Origin of the sequence: Paenibacillus canaveralius, assembly GCF_047238265.1 — a bacterium.
Taxonomy (GTDB): Bacteria; Bacillota; Bacilli; order Paenibacillales; family NBRC-103111; genus Paenibacillus_F.
Genome location: NZ_JBDFMM010000001.1, coordinates 4937005 through 4955003, shown reverse-complemented (window position 1 = coordinate 4955003; position 17999 = coordinate 4937005). Strand labels below are relative to the sequence as shown.

The window sequence follows — 17999 nt, the reverse complement described above, 5'->3', positions numbered from 1 at the left end:
GAAAGGTTGACCAACGTCATGCGACGCCGAGTACTGCGCGCTTGAAGCTTCGCACGGTGCGGAAAAATGGCCTGTTTGTATACATTCAGCCCGCATGCAGGGAGATCGTTTTCCTTCATTTAAAAAGATTGTAAAGGATATCGGAGAGGTCCGGCTTATGACCGGCGCTTTTTCGCTTCCCTTTTGTTCAGCCAATACAGTTGGAGCTCGTTTTTTTTGCTGTATACAAGATAGACGGCATATAAACAGCCGATTACCAGCACTATCGGAATCCAATGTGCCCGGATAAATGCCTCAATCATACTCATTCACGAAACCCTCCAATACGCCGAAATTTCTCTGAAAAATTATTTCTTTATAAACTTAATAAGAAAGCATAAGAAGCCGGAATTTTAAGAACGAAATTGCTAGGATGGCGGTTTTCAAAGAAGGAAAAACAGAGCAATTTGGCTTAGTATGACCTTAAACGAAAGGGCTATTCGCAGGGCGGCAGGTACCAGGAAATGAGTTCTACTCTATTTTTGAAACATTTTGTATCAATAATTCAAATAACCTATTTACAAGTTACATTATGTATCGTAAAGTAGAACAGAAAAGATTTGTATCTGGGAGGGCGAGAAATGAAAAAGTTAGTTTACGGATTGACTCTGATGCTGGCTTTGTTCCTGCTTCCGCTTGCGGCTTCCGCAGCCTCTGGAACGCAGTTAGAAGTCAACGACAAGGCAATCGGACTGTCGGCGGAACCTCAAATTTCAGGAGAAACAGCTTATGTGGACTTGGCGCCGGTTCTTGGCAGTCTCGGCTACACGGTGCAGGAAAACGTATACGGTAAAGGCTGGATCGCTTCCAAAGGCGGCTCCAAAATCGAGCTGGTATCCGGCTCCAGTTCTTTTGTAGTGAATGGCGAGACGGTCAATGCGGGTGCCGCCGTTCTTCAAAGCGGGAACAAGCTCAACCTGCAGGCATTCGCGGACCTGACGGGACGCAAGCTGAAAGTAGACGGGGAGAATGCACTCATTTCCTTGAATGATACCCTGCTTACGGATGTGCTGGAAACCCTCTACACAGGTACGCTGACACAATCCCCACAAGCTCAGAAATTGCTGAAGGCGGAGAATCAAGGTTACACCGGTTACATCAAGCTCTTCTACCCGAACGGTAAGGTATTCTACGACGGGTATATGGTAAACAGCAAGTTTGAAGGCAAAGGCAAGTACTACGACCCGAATGGCGTGCTCCGTTATGACGGTAACTGGAAAGCGAACAAATTCGACGGACAAGGCAAATCGTATTACGCCGATAAGCATCTGGAATACGACGGTCTGTGGAAAGCGGGTAAAAAGCAGGGCTACGGCACCTACTACTGGGCGTGGGAACCTTGCGGCGAACCGCCGGGCAGCATTACCGGTTATAACAAGTATGTCGGTTTCTTCGATAAAGACGAATTCCACGGCGTCGGCAAAATCAACTGGGCGGACGGAAGCAAGTTCGAAGGCTTCTTCTCCAAAGGAGGCATTGAGTGCGCGGGTGTCTTCCATTGGTCGGACGGCTGGAAATATGTCGGTATGTATAAAAACGGCAAGCGTGAAGGCTTCGGAACGGAATACAACGAGAAGGGAAAAGTCATCTATGAAGGCGGATTCCGTAAAAACCTTGCACAAGGCTACGGTCGTTTGTACGATGCCAGCGGAAAGCTTCTGTACGAAGGCGAGTTCGTAAACGGACAACCGAAGCAGCAGGCTGAAGCTGAAGCGCGTACTCTGACAGGCTTCCAATCCCAATCGAATCAAAAATCCGCGGCATCTCAACTGCTGAGTCATACGCATAACCAAATGGAAGTAACTTTCCAATAAAAGGGTAAAAATAAATAACCGGCGTCTCGCGATGAGATGCCGGTTATTTATTTTTATGGCATGGGGTCGGTCCCTAGTCGAGGAAACGCCGGCGCAGATCCGGCGTGGGGACCATGCACGCGTCCCGCTGCCCGAACCAGCGGTAGCGGTTGCGCGCGATCCAGCGGTACACCGCATCGCGGACCGGCTTCGGCACCGCCATGAAGCCGTACAGCAGCGGCCACGGGTACCGCAGCCGGCGCAGCACACGCAGTCCGGCGGACGACTGCGTGTAGGCGCGGCCTCCTTCGATGAGTACGAAGGAATCGAAGGAGGCCGCAGGCAGGCCGTGCCGGGCAAGCAGCCGCTGCCCGGCTTCCGACTGCAGCGCCGCGAACCGGATGTGTCCGGCCGGGTCGCGGCGCACGGTGAACCGGACGGCGGCATTGCACAGGTTGCAGACGCCGTCGAACAAGACCACCGGCCCGGAGACAGTTTCCGGGCCGGGAGTTGGAGCCTTCATAGGGATCACCCGCCCGTCCTAGTGAGTATACGTCAAGTATATCACAGGGGGAGCGGGGGAGGCGGAGATGAAGGCGGGCGGAGCTTAGCGTGTGCTTGGGCGGGACAGTGTCCCTCATGCACAGCGGTCTGCACAGCAATCTGCATAGCGCTCGTACAGCGGTCTGCACACTGATCTGCATAGCGCTCTGCATAGCGCTCATGCACAGCGGTCTGCCTAGCCCGTTCAGCTTTAGCTTGCGGGGTAGCCGGCTGTTGTTTCCGGATCGCAGCCCATACAGCACCGTAACCTTGCGAAAGCTGTGAGTGACGGTTGTAAAAGCGTAGGTGATGTGTTGAGATTGTGATCCTTATTTCAAGCGGGAGATGACGGACAGCTCGCTGAGACTATATCCAAAACATTTTCCTGTTTATTTTATGTAAATGGAGGAGGATTCTATATATTTTTTGTGCCGGAACCGATATAGTTCTTGATTGTGGAAGCGATCTTTTGACTAGGGCTCCTAGTTGGCTGTGGCGGAAATGAAAAACCCGGGCCCCTGCCGGGGACCCGGAATGATGCATTACCTGCGCGTGGACCGTTTGCGGCGCTTGTTTGTTTTAGTTGTTTGGCCTTTACGTTTGGCCGACCCGGATTTTCTTTTCTTTTTGCGCTTGGGAGTGTATGCGGAATCTGCGCGTTTGGTGGCCGCCTTGGCTCCGAAGCCGCTGAACAGCAGTTTGATCATGGGAGCGAACTGCTGGACGGAGCCGACGAATTTCTGCACTTTACCCATGGTGCCGATGACGCCTTCAATTCCGCCCATGCGGTCAATGAAGCCTTTGATCTGGTTGATGTTCATCCCGCCTAAGAGGCCGCCGGCTCCTCCTGCCGAACTTCCGGCTGCGGCGGCCGGTGCCGCGGAGTTAACGGGAACGGGCAAATTCTGGCCGAATTCGGAAAATCCGGGACCGCCCTGAGGAAAACCTCCGCCCCCGGGGCCTCCCGGGAACCCGCCGCCTGAAAAGCCGCCCCCCGGGAACCCGCCTTCAGCAAAGCCTCCTCCCGGTATTCCGCCGCCCTGGAAAGGAGCTCCGCCCTGCCCTCCTGCCGGACCCGGCGAGAACAAGCTTCTGGTTTGCACCTCCGGCTGTCGGCCGTGTGTCGGATAACGATAGCTCACTTGAATTCACGATCCTTTGCAAAGGATTTACTGCTGTATCCTATGTGATAGGCAAACGTTTGGACTGGACGGATATCACGGGTACGGGGAAAATGTCACGGGAACCGGAACGGCCAAATGTACACTACCAGGAGAAGGTCGCGATTTAGAGCGGTAACGCTTAAAAATTTTACTGTTTTGCAATTGTAAAGGAAGGAGATTATAATAAACCTGTCGAAATAGAAGTTATTGCTCTACCGATTGTCCAGAAATACCAGATGAAATGGAATGCTAGGGGTTGAAGATATGCAGTTGAAAAAACTAAATGATAAAGCGATTGACCAGCTTTTCGAGGCGATTCTTACATTGAACAGCCTGGAGGAATGCTATACATTTTTTGACGATCTTTGTACGGTGAACGAGATCCAGTCGCTGTCGCAGCGTCTGGAAGTGGCGCGCATGCTGCGCAAAGGTTGCACGTACAATCAGATCGAAGCCGAGACGGGCGCAAGCACAGCAACGATTTCGCGCGTTAAACGGTGCCTGAACTACGGAAACGACGGTTACGTACTGACGCTGGATCGTCTGAACCGCTAGAGCGGCCCGGAGGGGCGTCACCGGATTTTGCTCCCTAGTCAGGAGACGGAAACTGCAAAAGCGAAGCAGTGATGGTTGGCAAGAGCCAGATGCTTCAGGGAAGTTGGCCGAGGATCGTGACCGGTTCATAAAGACTCTTCTTTGGCTGCTTTGTTGTCTGTTCGGTACAAATTTCGAAGGGCGGAACCGGATGCCGAGAGAGGGCCGATGATGGGCAGCTTGACGGTAAGGCTGTGACGTTCGATGACCTCGTAATTTCATGGTGTCCACTGGTAGTGGACGAATGATCTTTCAAACGGAACACGATCATGATGCTGAAAGTACTGATTCATGTCGGTCATGGGGTGTCGGCCTTAAAGAAATGGATTCGTTCGTCACCTGACACATCAAGGCGTTTGTCGTTCTAGAAGATACCCGAAGGCATGAGAGTTACCGCCGGGTCTTGTACACACCGCCCGTCACACCACGAGAGTTTACAACACCTGCGGGGATGGGCGGAGCCTTATTTTTCCGGGGGCGGCTAGACTAGGAAAGAAGCGTCTGCGCGATGCTTTTATCTGTCTGAACGGTCCGGCTTTGAGTTTCTTTACGCTGCATCTTCGGGTAAGATAAGCCGGGGCTCATAAATACTGCGGAACCTCTTTTATAATGGTAGTAATAGTCGGATGCTTACAAACGAATCCATTCTCACAACAGCAGACCGCAAAAGGCTTAAAATCCCCCTCTTTACACCCGTAAATGGGGATTTTTCCTGTTTATTGACATAAGGGGCCAGTTTAGATAGCATGAAAGCAGGATGAACGGAAGCGGAGTGAAAGCCATGCGGAAGTATGGAGTTTTGGTAATCAGCCACGGCTCGCGGAGCCGGGAATGGGTGCAGCTGGTGGATGAAGCCGTAGGGGGAATGCGGGTTCCGGAGGGCGTTCCGTTGTTCGGTTCGTTCCTGGAGCTTGTGGACGGACGGCTGATTCAAGACGGGATTACCTGGTTAGAAAACCGTGGTGTGACCGATCTGATCGTAATCCCGCTTTTTGTATCCAAAGGAAGCACGCATCTCGACGAGATCGCGTACGCGCTGGGCCTGAAGCCCGAGCCGCTTCTGCCGACGGATCTGGATCCGTTCGAAATCAGGGCGCGCGTGCATATGACGCCGCCTATGGATGAGGACGCCGAGCTGCTGGCGGAGATGGTGTACGAGAAAATCCGCAGCCTGTCGGAGGACCCCGAGCGGGAGATCGTGCTGCTTGTGGGGCATGGCAGCGTCGAGCAGTTGTTTCATTTGGCATGGCGCGGAAGTCTGGAGCGGATTGCCCAGGCATTGAAAAAGACCGGCGGCTTCGGAACGACGGACGTGGCGATGCTGCTGCCGGACCAGACGAAGCGGAAGCTGGAATGGTGGCGGGAGCGGAAGCCCGGGCATGCGGTCATCATTGCGCCGCTTTTTTTAAGTGAGGGCTATTTTACGAGAGAAGTGATTCCTTCCAGGCTGGAAGGGTTTGACTACCGATATAACGGGCAATCTATACTGCCGAGTCCGAAGGTCAGCGAGTGGCTGGAGCGGCAGGTTGCCTCATTTTTTAACCGGGACCATTATGAGCAAAAAAGGTGATAAAGAGAAATGGCCAAACGTGCTAGATTAATCTATAACCCCACTTCGGGGCGGGAAGAAATGCGCAAGCGTTTGCCGGAAATTTTGCAGCGTCTGGAGAGGGGCGGTTACGAAACGTCCACCCATGCGACAATTGGCGAGGGAGACGCGATGCTGGCGGCCTCGCAGGCCGTGGACCGCGGGTTCGACCTGATCATTGCGGCGGGCGGAGACGGAACGCTGTATGAAGTGGTTAACGGGATGGGCGAGAAGCCTAACCGGCCTCCGGTGGGTATTTTGCCGCTCGGAACGACGAACGACTTTGCCAGGGCTTTGAACATTCCGCGCGACTGGGAAGACGCCGTGGATCTTATCGTCCGCGGGTATTCGAGACCGATCGATGTCGGTAAAGTGAACCAGAAATATTTTATCAATATTGCGGGCGGGGGCTCCATGACGGAGCTGACGTACGAAGTGCCCAGCAAGCTCAAAACCATGATCGGGCAGCTTGCCTACTATGTAAAAGGACTCGAAATGCTGCCGCGCCTGCGGCCGATTCACATGCATTTGAAGTCCGATGAAATGGAAATCAACGAGGACGTTATGCTGTTCCTCATTACCAATAGCAATTCCGTCGGGGGCTTTGAAAAGCTGGCTGTCGACGCGAGTTTGAACGACGGGCTTTTTGACGTCATCGTGCTCAAGAAATGCAACCTGCCGGAGTTTATCAAAATCGCCACCATGGCGCTCAAAGGTGAGCACACGAACGATCCGAATGTCGTCTATTTTCAGACGAGAAAGCTCGAAATTTCGTCCCCGGATTACGTGCAGATCAACCTGGACGGCGAGCTTGGCGGAACGCTGCCGGCGGTTTTCACCAACCTGCAGTCGCACATCGAGATCATTGTGGATGAGTCCGGCCAGTCCACGTATAAACATCAACGCAGATTAGGGAGTTAAACGATATGAGTAAAAATAAACGGCGGGGCGGCGCGTCTGCGGGGAAACCGCAGGGCGGGGTGACGTCGGGTAGGCGGCAGGGTGAGGCTTCGCGGGGGCAAAATCTCGGCGGAAGAGCCCGGGCAGAGCGGACATCCGCACCTCAAGCCGGGAGCAAACGCTCCGCTGCGCTGGCAGGTCTGCCGGTGGAGAAGAACGGCGAGTATACCGCCGAGATCATCGGTATCGGGCATGACGGAGAAGGCGTGGGCCGCGTCGAAGGCTTCACCCTTTTTGTTCCCGGTGCCCTGCCGGGTGAGCGGGTGCGTCTCAAGGTGCTCAAGCTCAAAAAGCAGTACGGCTACGCCAAACTGCTTGAAGTATTGGAATCGAGCCCGGACCGTGTCGGCGCGCCGTGCCCGATCTACGACAAGTGCGGCGGCTGCCAGCTACAGCACTTGGACTATGCGGCTCAACTGAAGGTAAAGCGCCAGCTCGTCGTGGACAACCTGGAGCGGATCGGGAAGCTTAAGGTGGCTAAAGAAGCGGATGCGGAGGCAGGAAATGTAGTTGGAGATGCCGCTGTATTAAGTGTTGGTATGGTTGACGGCAATACTACTCCAGAGCGTGCTTCCGAGGAGGACGGTATCGTCGTGTATCCGACCATTGGCATGAGCGATCCGTGGAGATACCGGAATAAAGCTCAGGTTCCTTTTGGCGAGGAGCAGGGCGGGCTTGTCGGCGGATTTTACGCGCAGGGCAGCCACCGGATTATTGACATGGAAGCTTGTCTGATCCAGCATGCGAACAACGATGAAGTCATCGCCAAGGTCAAAGAAATTGGCCGCGGACTCGGTATTCGCGCTTACCGGGAAGAAACACACGAAGGACTGCTTCGGCATGTCGTCGTAAAAGTCGGCTTCCGCACGGGCGAGATCATGGTCGTACTCGTTACAAACGGCAAAGAGATTCCGCATGCGGAGGAATGGATCGAGCAGATTCGCGCGGCGATACCGGGCGTGGCAAGCATTTGCCAGAACGTCAACACTGGACGGACCAATGTCATCTTCGGAGCGACGACGCGCGTTCTCTGGGGCCGGGAAGTCATCTACGATTATATCGGAGACGTCAAGTTTGCTATCTCAGCCCGCTCGTTCTTCCAGGTCAACCCGGTACAAACCGAGGCGCTTTATAGTAAAGCGCTCGAATATGCCGGGCTGACTGGCGGCGAAACCGTGGTCGATGCGTACTGCGGCATCGGCACCATTTCGCTCTTCTTGGCCAAGCATGCAAAGAAGGTATACGGCGTCGAGATCGTGCCGGAGGCGATCGAAGACGCGAAACGCAACGCGGAGCTGAACGGTATCCGCAACGCGGAGTTTGCTGTGGGAGGAGCGGAGGACGTCCTCCCCGAGTGGCAGCGCGCGGGCGTTCGTCCCGACGTCATCGTCGTCGATCCGCCCCGCAAAGGCTGCGACGAGCGACTGCTCGACACGATCCTCCAGCTCCGTCCGGAGCGGGTCGTCTATGTGTCGTGCAACGCCTCGACCCTCGCGCGCGATTTGCGCGTGCTCGAGGATGGTGCTTTCCGCACCGTCTGTGTTCAGCCGGTGGATATGTTTCCGCATACTGTGCATGTCGAGTCGGTGGCTTTGTTGGTGATGGATGGTACAGAGCATTAAAAACCGTATATTTACTGGGTTATTCGATATGGTAGAGATAAAAAATATCAGTAGTACATGGGGCGAAATATAGGTTTGATGTAAAATCAATGTGAAAATCGATTAGAAATCAGCCTAAATGAACCGAAGACGCCAGGGGAACCTAGGCGTCTTCTTATTGTCTTTGTGGAGGTTTAGATGTAAAGAATAATTCGAATTTATCAGCAGCAGCAGCTTGATCGACAGTCCCATGAGCGTGGCCATAAATGTTCATTGTTGTAGTAATGCTTCTGTGTCAAGGTTGTTCCGGAAATGGGAATGGCAAGGTGGCCGATGTATCCTTCATCCGTGGACAGGTGGTTTATCGGAATTGTTTGATGGGGATGAGTAGGGTAATGTATGGAAGGTTAATATAGCAATTAAATTAACTCGATTTGATAGGTTATCAAGAAGAACGAGATGTTTTTGTACCCCAAACTAGCCAACGATTGGATAAATTAATTAGTCTGGCGAGGGTAGCTCGGAACAAAAAGTGATGTTATAATTAGTGATGGATAGAAATGAAGAGGTGATGTAAAATTAAATACTTAACAATTATAGCTTATTTAATAGCTATTATTTCATCAAATGTCGTGACAGCAGGAGTACCCCCGTTTTTTATCGGTCCTTTCATTATTCCGGCAGGGACTTTTATAATAGGGGCAACATTTATATTCCGCGATTTTGTACAAAATTATGTTGGTCGGCAGAAGACTTATTTATTTATTTTAATAGCAATGGTTTTATCAGCATTAACATCATATTTACTTGGTGACACACTTTGGATTGTGTTTGCTTCAATTATTACATTCGCAGTATCTGAGACCACAGATACCGAAATCTATTCACGTCTTAAACTACCTTTTCATATGAGGGTAGCATACAGCGGGATTGTTGGAGGAATATTAGATAGTATTATTTTTGTTGTTGTTGGTCTATCCCCATTGGGAGCCAATATTCTTGCATGGAATGCTGTGTTTTTGGCTATTGTCGGTCAAATCATTGTTAAAACATTGGTTCAATTATTCGCTGCAATGATTGTAAAAAAATTTTTTTAAAACAAAGCAAAAGCTGTTTATAAATAGGGCGCTCTCGCCCTATTTTATATTGTGTTAATAAAGGATGGGATGTTTTTGTCGAAACGTATTCTTGTTGTCACTTCTTGTACTGGAGAGAAGTTGCATAAACCGATAAATCAGCTTGTATTTGATGATTTCAAGAATAAAGATGTATTAAAACAAAGAGAAGAAGAATTATTGGAATTCAAAGAACGTGCTGATGAAATGTACACAGGTAGTCAGCATCTTGCGCTAATGACTGGTATTAAAGAATATAGGCAAAAGGGTGGAAATATTGACCTTTGCATAATTTCAGCGGGTTATGGCCTTCTGAATGAAGATGCGCAAATTGTTCCCTATGAAGTGACTTTTAATACAATGGATTCGCAGACTATAAAAAAATGGGCGCGTGAACTCAAAATCACACAGGCACTACAAAAAAAGGTTGCTGAATACGATATTATTTTTTTCTTGCTCGGAGATAAGTATCTACAAGCTGTAGAGTGGCCACTAAAGCTTAAAAAAAATCAAAAAGCTATCTTTTTTGCTGGAGCATCCAGTCGTTCTAGAATTCTAAATTGGGACGATTATCATGTATTAACTATTGGAGAAAAAGAAGCTAAAACATTTAAATATGGATTGATAGGTATTAAAGGGTATCTTTTCGCACATTTATTGAGGAGTACTATTACAGCTAATATTGATCAGAAATGGGATACAATAGCCCATCATCCTGATCAAATTAGATCGTTTATTTTAGATTCAATTGCTTCAATTAAACAACCTGAGCTATTTAGTGACTCATCGGATAAAGAAGATCTATTAAAGTTTTACAATGAAATGTTCCCTGTACCAGATGAGTTGGTTGCTATAAATTGCATCGAGGAACCAAGGTTCTATCTTCCAGAAAATGATGATAGGGTAGATCCTAATTATGATTTTATGGCTGATTTCTCAGAAAAAAATAGAAATCCATTAGAAAATGATGTGTATGCTCATCAGATTTTTGATAGACCTCAGTTTGATGGGTTGCTCGTTTCTAAAGTGAATATTGATAGTGCCACCAAACAAAAAAATCAGATGATTAAAGATATGGGCTTGCACGATTTTTATAAACTACCTAGAGAGTATCCTATTATGGGTGATTGTGGCGCTTTTAGTTATATTGATAAAGATGTACCACCTTATACGACCGAAGAAATTATGGATTACTATCATACTTTAGGTTTTGATTATGGTGTATCTATTGACCATCTAATAGTGGGACCCTTCCAGAAAGATGAAAATACTCGAAATCAGCGCTATGAACTAACCCTTACGATGGCGGAAGAATTTTTACGTATGTATAGGGAAAATAGAGAAACAAAGAACTATCAGTTCCATCCGATAGGAATAGTCCAAGGCTGGGACCCACCCTCTTTCCGAAGAGCGGTCGAGTATCTTATTGGATTAGGTTATGACTATATTGCCTTAGGAGGTTTAGCCAGAGAACAGTCTGAAAAAATATATGAAATTCTAAAAGAGATAGCTCCTATTATTCCAAGTCCTACGTTTCGAATGCACTTGTTCGGGGTTGCGCGAGATGTGAGAACAATGGAGTCTTTTCATAAATTGGGTGTAACATCATTTGACTCTTCTTCACCGTTGAGAAGGGCATGGTTAGGAACAGGACATAATTACCACTCTTTGAGTGGTAAACACTATACAGCAATTAGAATTCCAGAAGCGAAAGAAACATCTGGAAGAGTGAAAAAAATGTTGCAAAATAGTGATGAAATAGAGTTTGTGGAATATAGAAGGCTTGAACAAGAGGCATTAGGTGCTCTTAGGGAATTCAGCACGGGGACAAGGGAGTTAGATTCTACACTTGAAGCTATACTGGAATATGACAAAATACTTGGCGAAAAGCGCGATGTTCATGAGGATTTGTATAGAGAGGTTTTATCTGAACGACCATGGGAACAATGCAGTTGTAATATATGTAGGGAAATTGGAATTGATGTGATAGTATTCAGAGGTAACAATAGGAACAGACGAAGAGGCTTTCATAATACTCATGTATACTACAGTCAGATTCAGGAATTGAAGAAACGGTGGAATAAATAGTGCGCAAATATGCCTTAGTGTGGTACACTAAGGCATATTTGCGTTGGGGGAAATTCCATGGTTTTTACTTTTGAAAACGTAAGCAATTTAACCAGAAAGAATGATGATGTTTATTTTACAGTACTGCCATTAGGTGCTATTAAAGACTGGGGTTTTCCTGTAATTCAGTCTGATGTAATTGGCGAAGACGTCATTTTAATCAATTATGATACTGTTGTAAATTTAATGAACAATAAATTACAAGTGACAAACCCACAGTTTACATACAAATTGCCCAACGGTAGTAAAGGTGATGAATATGTTGTTCTAATTGTATCTGAAGTCCAACAATTCCCTAGTTACTGCGTACATCAATTAATGTCCTATCAGCGTTTTGAACGGTTAATTGAGATGGGAGAAAAAATAAGTAGCAACTCCACTAAGCTAATGACCATTAGATCGCTACATGATATTTTTGAAGATTTTCTAAACTATCGAATTGAGCGTAGTTTATACCCTCAATTAGCCAAAGATTTAATTAAATACGTTGACTCTTTAATGAATGATTACCCTGAATTAGGATACCTTTCTGTAATAGAAAGAAAACAGTTCCGAAAAAAATCTATTGCTGACTCCTCTATAGCGTGGTACTGCTATATTAGATATTTCATCGAACAATGGATTGCTGGTTCTCAAATGACGAATTTGCCGCGGCCATTGCTATTAAAGAAATTTCATTTTGAAAAATGGAGTGGCAAGTTTTTTGATAGAGATAACCCTGTTTTACATGTAAATAATGGCCGATTTAAATTTAATGATGAACAACGCGGATTAATATATGAAATATGGAGACAATGGATAAAAGAAGCCTGAGGGCTTCTTTTTTTATATTTTTAGAGTAGTTGTATGAAGAAAAATATGCTAAAATTCAATTATCACGTATAATCACGTATAAAAAGGAGGGCGTAGTGTGGATTTTTATATTGGTTGGTCACATAGTGATGCAATTTTTTGTGATTACTTTCCTACGTGTTCGGTGTTAATAAGTGCAATTCCAGACAATAGAGGAGGAGTAAAGAAGTATAGAAACAAACCCAAAAAGTTAATACTAGATTGTGGATCAGTTTTTTATGTTAAACAAAAGAGTAGGCCCCCGCTAAAAGATGTTTTTGATATTCAACAATCAATCTTGGAAGATTGTGATTCAACGGCCAAAATTCAAATGGTTCATTTTGATGAACCTCTGCTGAATAAGAATTCTTTATCTGAACGTTACATGGCCATTGAAAGAACACTATTTAATGCCTACGAATATTTAAATCTCTTTAATAGGTATAAGCTTCCTAAATTTGTTGAACCAATGGGAGTGATACAAGGTTATGACCAATTTAGTATAGAGTTTTCAGCCTATGAGTTAATTAAGATGGGATATAAAAATTTTGGGATTGGGTCCTTGTTATTTAAACATCAGACTGAACAAATTGAAATGATTAGGAGGGCTTCAGATGTTGTTGGATCTGCAAACCTTCATGTCTTTGGAGTAACAGGGATTCCTCAACTTAATGCGATGGTTGATATTGGAGTAAAGTCATTTGATTCAACTCGACCAACAATGGCCGCTGCATTCTTTCAGGTATTTTACAGTAGACCATTTAGAACTTTTTTTCTATCAGAATCCAGAGCAAAACCCACAAGCCCTCGATTGGAAAACCCACTTCATTGTGAATGCCCTGTGTGTAAAATTAATGCAAAACAGATTTTTATTCCTTCACCAAGAGAATATATGAAGTTAAGATCAGTCCACAATTATTATCACTTATCAAGAACATTTAAAGATATTTTAGAAAATAAGCAGAGGAGGGACGAACATGTTGTTCCAGATGTGTTACGGGCCAGAAATTGAAGTAATTTATGAGGAACTAAGAACTAAGCCTGGATTGGATACAAATGGGTTGAAAACAAAATTCCAGTATAGGGAAGAGGGTGACATTACCTCTTTAATCGAATGTGCCTTGACGGTATTAGAAGATTTGCAATTCATATATAAAGACAAAGCACAATTTTATGTGTCACAAAATAAAGCTTGGACTAACAAAGAAATTTTTCTAAGGTTAAGGAAAATCTCGAATTCTGATACTATACCTAGCGATTCTCTTGATCATATATTTGCGACTATTTTTGAACAGTTATTTGTAAAGCCAGATAGACTATTTTTGAGCAATATTCATTACCAAGTTAATAGTCAGTTAATTAAGACAGTAGTTGGTCATGAAAAAATAAATGCATGGAAGCGAATGATGGAATGTTGGGGATTGGGAAGACGTGTCTACTCCGGTTTTTACGCCCTTCCACAACTTTCATTAATAAAAAGTATCATTGAAAGAAGTGAGACATGGGAGGGTGGGTTACATCTATTCTGTGAAAAATTTATTCATCCAGTTATTCCGTGCTTGACATCAGAAGGGAAAATATACAAGGCGATTATTTTTTCATTGATGGGATTAGCTGAGGCAGGGGAAATAGAATTGAGTTATGTGCAAGACCTTCCATATAAATCCTATGGGCCAAAAAATACGTTGAACTGGATTAAAGTAGAGGGGAGATGTGATACTAATGCTTCCTTGTCTCAACAAAAATTCGCTTAAACTTTTAGCTGGTACTGCAGATGAGCGATATGATCTATCACCTGAATACTTCAGAAAAACACATTTTCCGCAAGTAATGCATAGGTATAATGGTAGTCAGTTAGTCGCTGAGGTTACGGAAGATGAACTGTTGGAAGAACTTCAAGAAACTGATGCTAGCGGCAACAGAGTTTATTTAGTATTCGGTTCGACAGGATCGGGTAAATCCGAATTGCTTCGTTGGTTAAAAGATAAGTGGCTAGTGGAGGTATCAGATAGACCCGTGATACGAATCTCACGAACAGAACTAAATCCTCAGACCCTAATCAAAAAATGTTTAGACACACTGAATTTATCCCTAGATGTTTGTATTGATGAAGACAGGTGGGGGATTTTGCTTAAAAAGCCTATAACGCTTGTTAACCAAATGGTTTGGACAACATTAGCGGAAGCTATGGAGTCCGATGAGGAGATCGTTCCAACAGCACTATTGTTAAGGCCGGTGATTGAGCAAAATATTATTGATTTTACATCACAAGTTAAACGAGGAAAAATTAAAAATCCATTAGAGGTGCTGCATCGGGAACAGTTTGAAACTTTGCTCGCCAATACAACCCTTCATATTCCATTAGAATACGCAGCATTTCGACAAAATCTCTCGCGGCAGTTGGACCATTTTCTTTTTGAGGGACAAGATATCGGAACCCTTTTTAAACAAATGTCTTTGCAGATAAAAAGCAGAGGAATCCGTCCTTTGTTGTTGATTGATGATCTAGTTCAATCAGTAAATATTTACGCAACCAGTATCCTTGATCAACTTATCACATTAGAAGAAGGAAACTGGGATGTGGTCATTGGTTTGACACCTGGTGCAGTTCAGGATACAGAGAAGGGGTTTAGTCTCACACAAAGAATACAGAATCTTGATACTATTAATGATCGTGTAAAAAAGCTATGGCTATCGGATGAGTCGGGGAAAGACTTTTTCAATCTTGATCGTAAGCAAGTAGTACCCTATATAGCAAATTATCTTACCCAACTGAAAGCGACACAGGGATTTAACTGCTCTCTCAAATGTCCGCACTTCAAACAATGTTCTGGTATTCTGCCAGAGGAAAGCAATAAAGATTCTAATTTTAATTATCTTGGAGTTCAGGTGCTCCCATTTAATAGTCATATGCTAAGACGCACATACGATGCTATCCCTATAGGAAAAGGTAAATTACGTTACATGATACTGAATAGCAAGGAAATCTTACGCTTCTTTCTAAAAGGTAAAAAGCATGTTAGTAGAGTCCTTCCACTTATACGCAGGGAAATGTTTGCGGAGCATGAAGATATGTTTATTAAAACACTATCTGAATGGTATGCGTCTGAAGATGCAAGTCAAATGATAATTTCTGAACCTTTGTTAAAGCACTTTGGTTATAGCGAAACTCAAATATCTATTAAGTTAAACAAGATAGCAGCAGGTAATACAAGGGAAGAACAACCGCTTCATATAGAGTATAAAAATGATAATACTGTCTTCAATGAAAAAGAGGTAGTCAGAGATTGGATAGAAGGAAAAGAAGTAAACGATGAACTATTATTACCTGTTAGATCTGGGGTGGCTGCTCTGGTACATGATGTTATAAAGGGGGTACATATGAACCGCGCATTCACATCTCGAACCTCCTCAGTTATTCAATGGAATGAAGTTGTACATCGAACGCGATATCCTATTAAACTAGACAAAAATGATGAGTTCTCTATAAATGTAAATCGTGATTACATTGGTATTCAAATATCCAACTTTCAAACGATGAAGTATTCAGAAAAATTAAATATATTTCAAAAAATCTCAAATGAATATGAAACTTCAAAGTGGATATATCAGGCAGAAAATATTCATAAATTATGGTTTGAATCTCTCGAGCAGGCTCTTGGGTTGAAGTTACCTGTATTTGTGTATGGAATGAGGAATTGGGCGCAACAAGCCAGAATATATAGTGAATCTTCATGGACTTACGATGCGAAAGGAAAATCTCCCTTCAACAAAGACTTAATGTCGTTGCTTGATGAATGTTATTCAGATTGGTATTTGTTACGTGAAAATTTTTATGAGACACCAGATGATGATGTATTAGCGAATGAAGAATTTGATCTATGGTTATTAAATCTTGTACCTTCTAAAACGTTAGAAAGCTATATAATAGGCAATCTAACCTTGAAGGAATTCCTATCAAATTTAAAAGAAAGCTATAGTGGTTATCTTGAACTGCTTCATCAAAGCTTTAGGCAATCAATTGAAAAAAGACTAATGATGATACCATTTCTAATGGGTTCTAGTAGAGCAGAATGGATTAAACTTGCAGACCAAATCTGTACTTTTAACGAAAAGAAATTTCTTCGACAACAAGACCTTGTGAACTATACGCTGCTTGAACAACAATTAGAACAACCAGAGCTAGTCATCCAATTTAATAGGTTCTTTGCTTTAAACAATGAAGTTGATCAGTTATTAAAGCAATTTGACCAGGATTTAATGGAAGTAGTTGACTTCCTTATTGAGTGTGGTATGCATGCGAATTATGAAGAAGTCGGAGTAGAAATCGTTGATGATGGTAAGTTCTCTTTGTCTGAATTAGAGAAGAAAAAAAGGATAATTCTAGCTAATATGCAAAAGGTATCAAATCTAAAAAACTGTCTTGCTTTAACTCCGCGCACTATAGTTAAGTATTTGTTAAATCTTCAAGTCCAATTAAAAATTCTAAAGCCAATTAAGGAACTTCGATTAAAAATGATTGCATGTGTTGAACTCTTAATGGAGGGTTCACAGATTGAATCTGAACTCAATTCCGTAATTGATGAGTGGCAGTCGATGGACTTTTATGAATTAAAAGAACTGGTCGAAAGAAAACTTCAACATGAGCAAATCCAGATAAACCTTCTTGAAGTCATTCGGAATGATCTTGAATATGAAGACGTTGGTAATATCTATCACCTGCTCGAAAGAATAAATCACAATTCTCAAATCAGGCCTTCTATAAAAAGACATATTAGATTACTCATTGAGAATGGTTATAGTACCCTTCCACCAGTTCAAGGTAAGCGTCTGTTAGAAGAGATTAAAGAGAAGTTTCCTAATCTGTTTGAAGTTGTAGAGATAAGATTAGTTGTGAGCAACGATAAATAGGCAACTTTCGATAAAATAGTACATCTGTTATCATTAAGGGAGAATGGTGAGAAAGTGGGTAAGATTATGGAACAAAAAAACAGAAAAGCCGTTGTAGTTTTTAGTGGCGGTCAAGATAGTACAACTTCTTTGTTTTGGGCAATGAAGCACTTTGACGAAGTTGAAGCAATCACCTTTAATTATGGACAAAGGCATGCTTTAGAAATTGAATGTGCTAAACAAATCGCTGATGAACTTGGAGTAAAGTGGACGTTACTTGATATGAGCTTGCTCGGTCAACTAACTCAGAATTCTCTGACACGTAATGACCTCGAAATTGTTCATAATGATGGTGAACTTCCGAGCACATTTGTGGAAGGACGTAATCATTTGTTTTTAAGTTTCGCCGCGGTATTTGCTAAAGGAGTAGATGCTAGACATATTGTAACGGGCGTCTGCGAGACAGATTTTAGTGGATACCCTGACTGCCGGGATGATTTCATCAAATCCCTAAATGTGACGTTAAATTTAGCGATGGATCATAATTTTATAATTCATACTCCGTTGATGTGGATTAATAAAGCAGAGACGTGGGAAATGGCAGATCAATTAGGAGCGTTTGAATTTGTACGCCAAAAGACTTTGACTTGCTACAACGGTATTATCGGTGATGGATGTGGCACTTGTCCTGCTTGCCAGTTGAGAAAAGCTGGTTTGGAAAAATTTTTACAGGGAAAAAATTCGGAGTAGTTGTT

15 protein-coding genes are annotated in these 17999 nt (G+C 44.3%); 12 read left to right on the top strand and 3 right to left on the bottom strand.

Going from position 1 to position 17999, the window contains the following annotated elements; translation table 11 throughout:
• Positions 1–155: 155 nt before the first annotated feature.
• On the bottom strand, positions 156–308 hold the full coding sequence (locus ABC395_RS22365) for a hypothetical protein (protein WP_413006044.1): 153 nt from the start codon (positions 306–308) through the stop codon (positions 156–158).
• Between the two features lie 312 nt (positions 309–620).
• On the opposite strand from ABC395_RS22365, the gene ABC395_RS22360 reads away from it, so the two are divergent.
• On the top strand, positions 621–1853 hold the full coding sequence (locus ABC395_RS22360; RefSeq protein WP_413006043.1) for a stalk domain-containing protein: 1233 nt from the start codon (positions 621–623) through the stop codon (positions 1851–1853).
• Between the two features lie 73 nt (positions 1854–1926).
• On the opposite strand, the gene ABC395_RS22355 is transcribed toward ABC395_RS22360, so the two are convergent.
• Together ABC395_RS22355 and ABC395_RS22350 are read right to left on the bottom strand one after the other, a co-directional pair.
• Positions 1927–2355, bottom strand: coding sequence for a thiol-disulfide oxidoreductase DCC family protein (locus tag ABC395_RS22355; protein WP_413006042.1), 429 nt, complete (start codon positions 2353–2355; stop codon positions 1927–1929).
• A 562-nt stretch (positions 2356–2917) separates the two neighbouring features.
• Complete coding sequence (locus ABC395_RS22350; protein ID WP_413006041.1) at positions 2918–3517, bottom strand: aminotransferase; 600 nt, start codon at positions 3515–3517, stop codon at positions 2918–2920.
• 285 nt (positions 3518–3802) lie between these two features.
• Here ABC395_RS22350 and ABC395_RS22345 point away from each other — a divergent pair, with 285 nt between their 5' ends.
• The 11 genes from ABC395_RS22345 (at position 3803) to queC (ending at position 17994) form a co-directional block, all read left to right on the top strand.
• Complete coding sequence (locus tag ABC395_RS22345; RefSeq protein ID WP_009675256.1) at positions 3803–4093, top strand: YerC/YecD family TrpR-related protein; 291 nt, start codon at positions 3803–3805, stop codon at positions 4091–4093.
• Positions 4094–4913: 820 nt separating this feature from the next.
• Positions 4914–5702, top strand: a complete 789-nt coding sequence (locus tag ABC395_RS22340) for a sirohydrochlorin chelatase (RefSeq protein ID WP_413006040.1) — start codon at positions 4914–4916, stop codon at positions 5700–5702.
• A gap of 9 nt (positions 5703–5711) precedes the next feature.
• Positions 5712–6641 (top strand): diacylglycerol kinase, encoded by a 930-nt coding sequence (locus tag ABC395_RS22335; protein WP_413006039.1) that lies wholly within the window; start codon positions 5712–5714, stop codon positions 6639–6641.
• A gap of 5 nt (positions 6642–6646) precedes the next feature.
• The gene (rlmD, locus tag ABC395_RS22330) at positions 6647–8302 is read left to right on the top strand and encodes a 23S rRNA (uracil(1939)-C(5))-methyltransferase RlmD (protein ID WP_413006038.1); all 1656 of its coding nucleotides are present in this window, start codon (positions 6647–6649) and stop codon (positions 8300–8302) included.
• Positions 8303–8913: 611 nt separating this feature from the next.
• A complete protein-coding gene (locus ABC395_RS22325) occupies positions 8914–9378 on the top strand; it encodes a VUT family protein (RefSeq protein ID WP_413006037.1) in 465 nt (154 codons plus the stop codon).
• 75 nt (positions 9379–9453) lie between these two features.
• Complete coding sequence (gene dpdA / locus ABC395_RS22320) at positions 9454–11484, top strand: tRNA-guanine transglycosylase DpdA (protein ID WP_413006036.1); 2031 nt, start codon at positions 9454–9456, stop codon at positions 11482–11484.
• Positions 11485–11541: 57 nt separating this feature from the next.
• Positions 11542–12336, top strand: a complete 795-nt coding sequence (locus tag ABC395_RS22315; protein ID WP_413006035.1) for a hypothetical protein — start codon at positions 11542–11544, stop codon at positions 12334–12336.
• A gap of 97 nt (positions 12337–12433) precedes the next feature.
• A complete protein-coding gene (locus ABC395_RS22310; protein ID WP_413006034.1) occupies positions 12434–13366 on the top strand; it encodes a queuine tRNA-ribosyltransferase in 933 nt (310 codons plus the stop codon).
• Positions 13332–14108: a hypothetical protein gene (locus tag ABC395_RS22305; protein ID WP_413006033.1), complete on the top strand. Its 777-nt coding sequence runs from the start codon at positions 13332–13334 to the stop codon at positions 14106–14108. Before ABC395_RS22310 ends, ABC395_RS22305 begins: the two co-directional genes overlap by 35 nt.
• Positions 14077–17265, top strand: coding sequence for a hypothetical protein (locus tag ABC395_RS22300; RefSeq protein WP_413006032.1), 3189 nt, complete (start codon positions 14077–14079; stop codon positions 17263–17265). Before ABC395_RS22305 ends, ABC395_RS22300 begins: the two co-directional genes overlap by 32 nt.
• A gap of 66 nt (positions 17266–17331) precedes the next feature.
• Positions 17332–17994 (top strand): 7-cyano-7-deazaguanine synthase QueC, encoded by a 663-nt coding sequence (queC, locus tag ABC395_RS22295; protein ID WP_413006787.1) that lies wholly within the window; start codon positions 17332–17334, stop codon positions 17992–17994.
• The last annotated feature ends 5 nt before the right edge of the window (positions 17995–17999 follow it).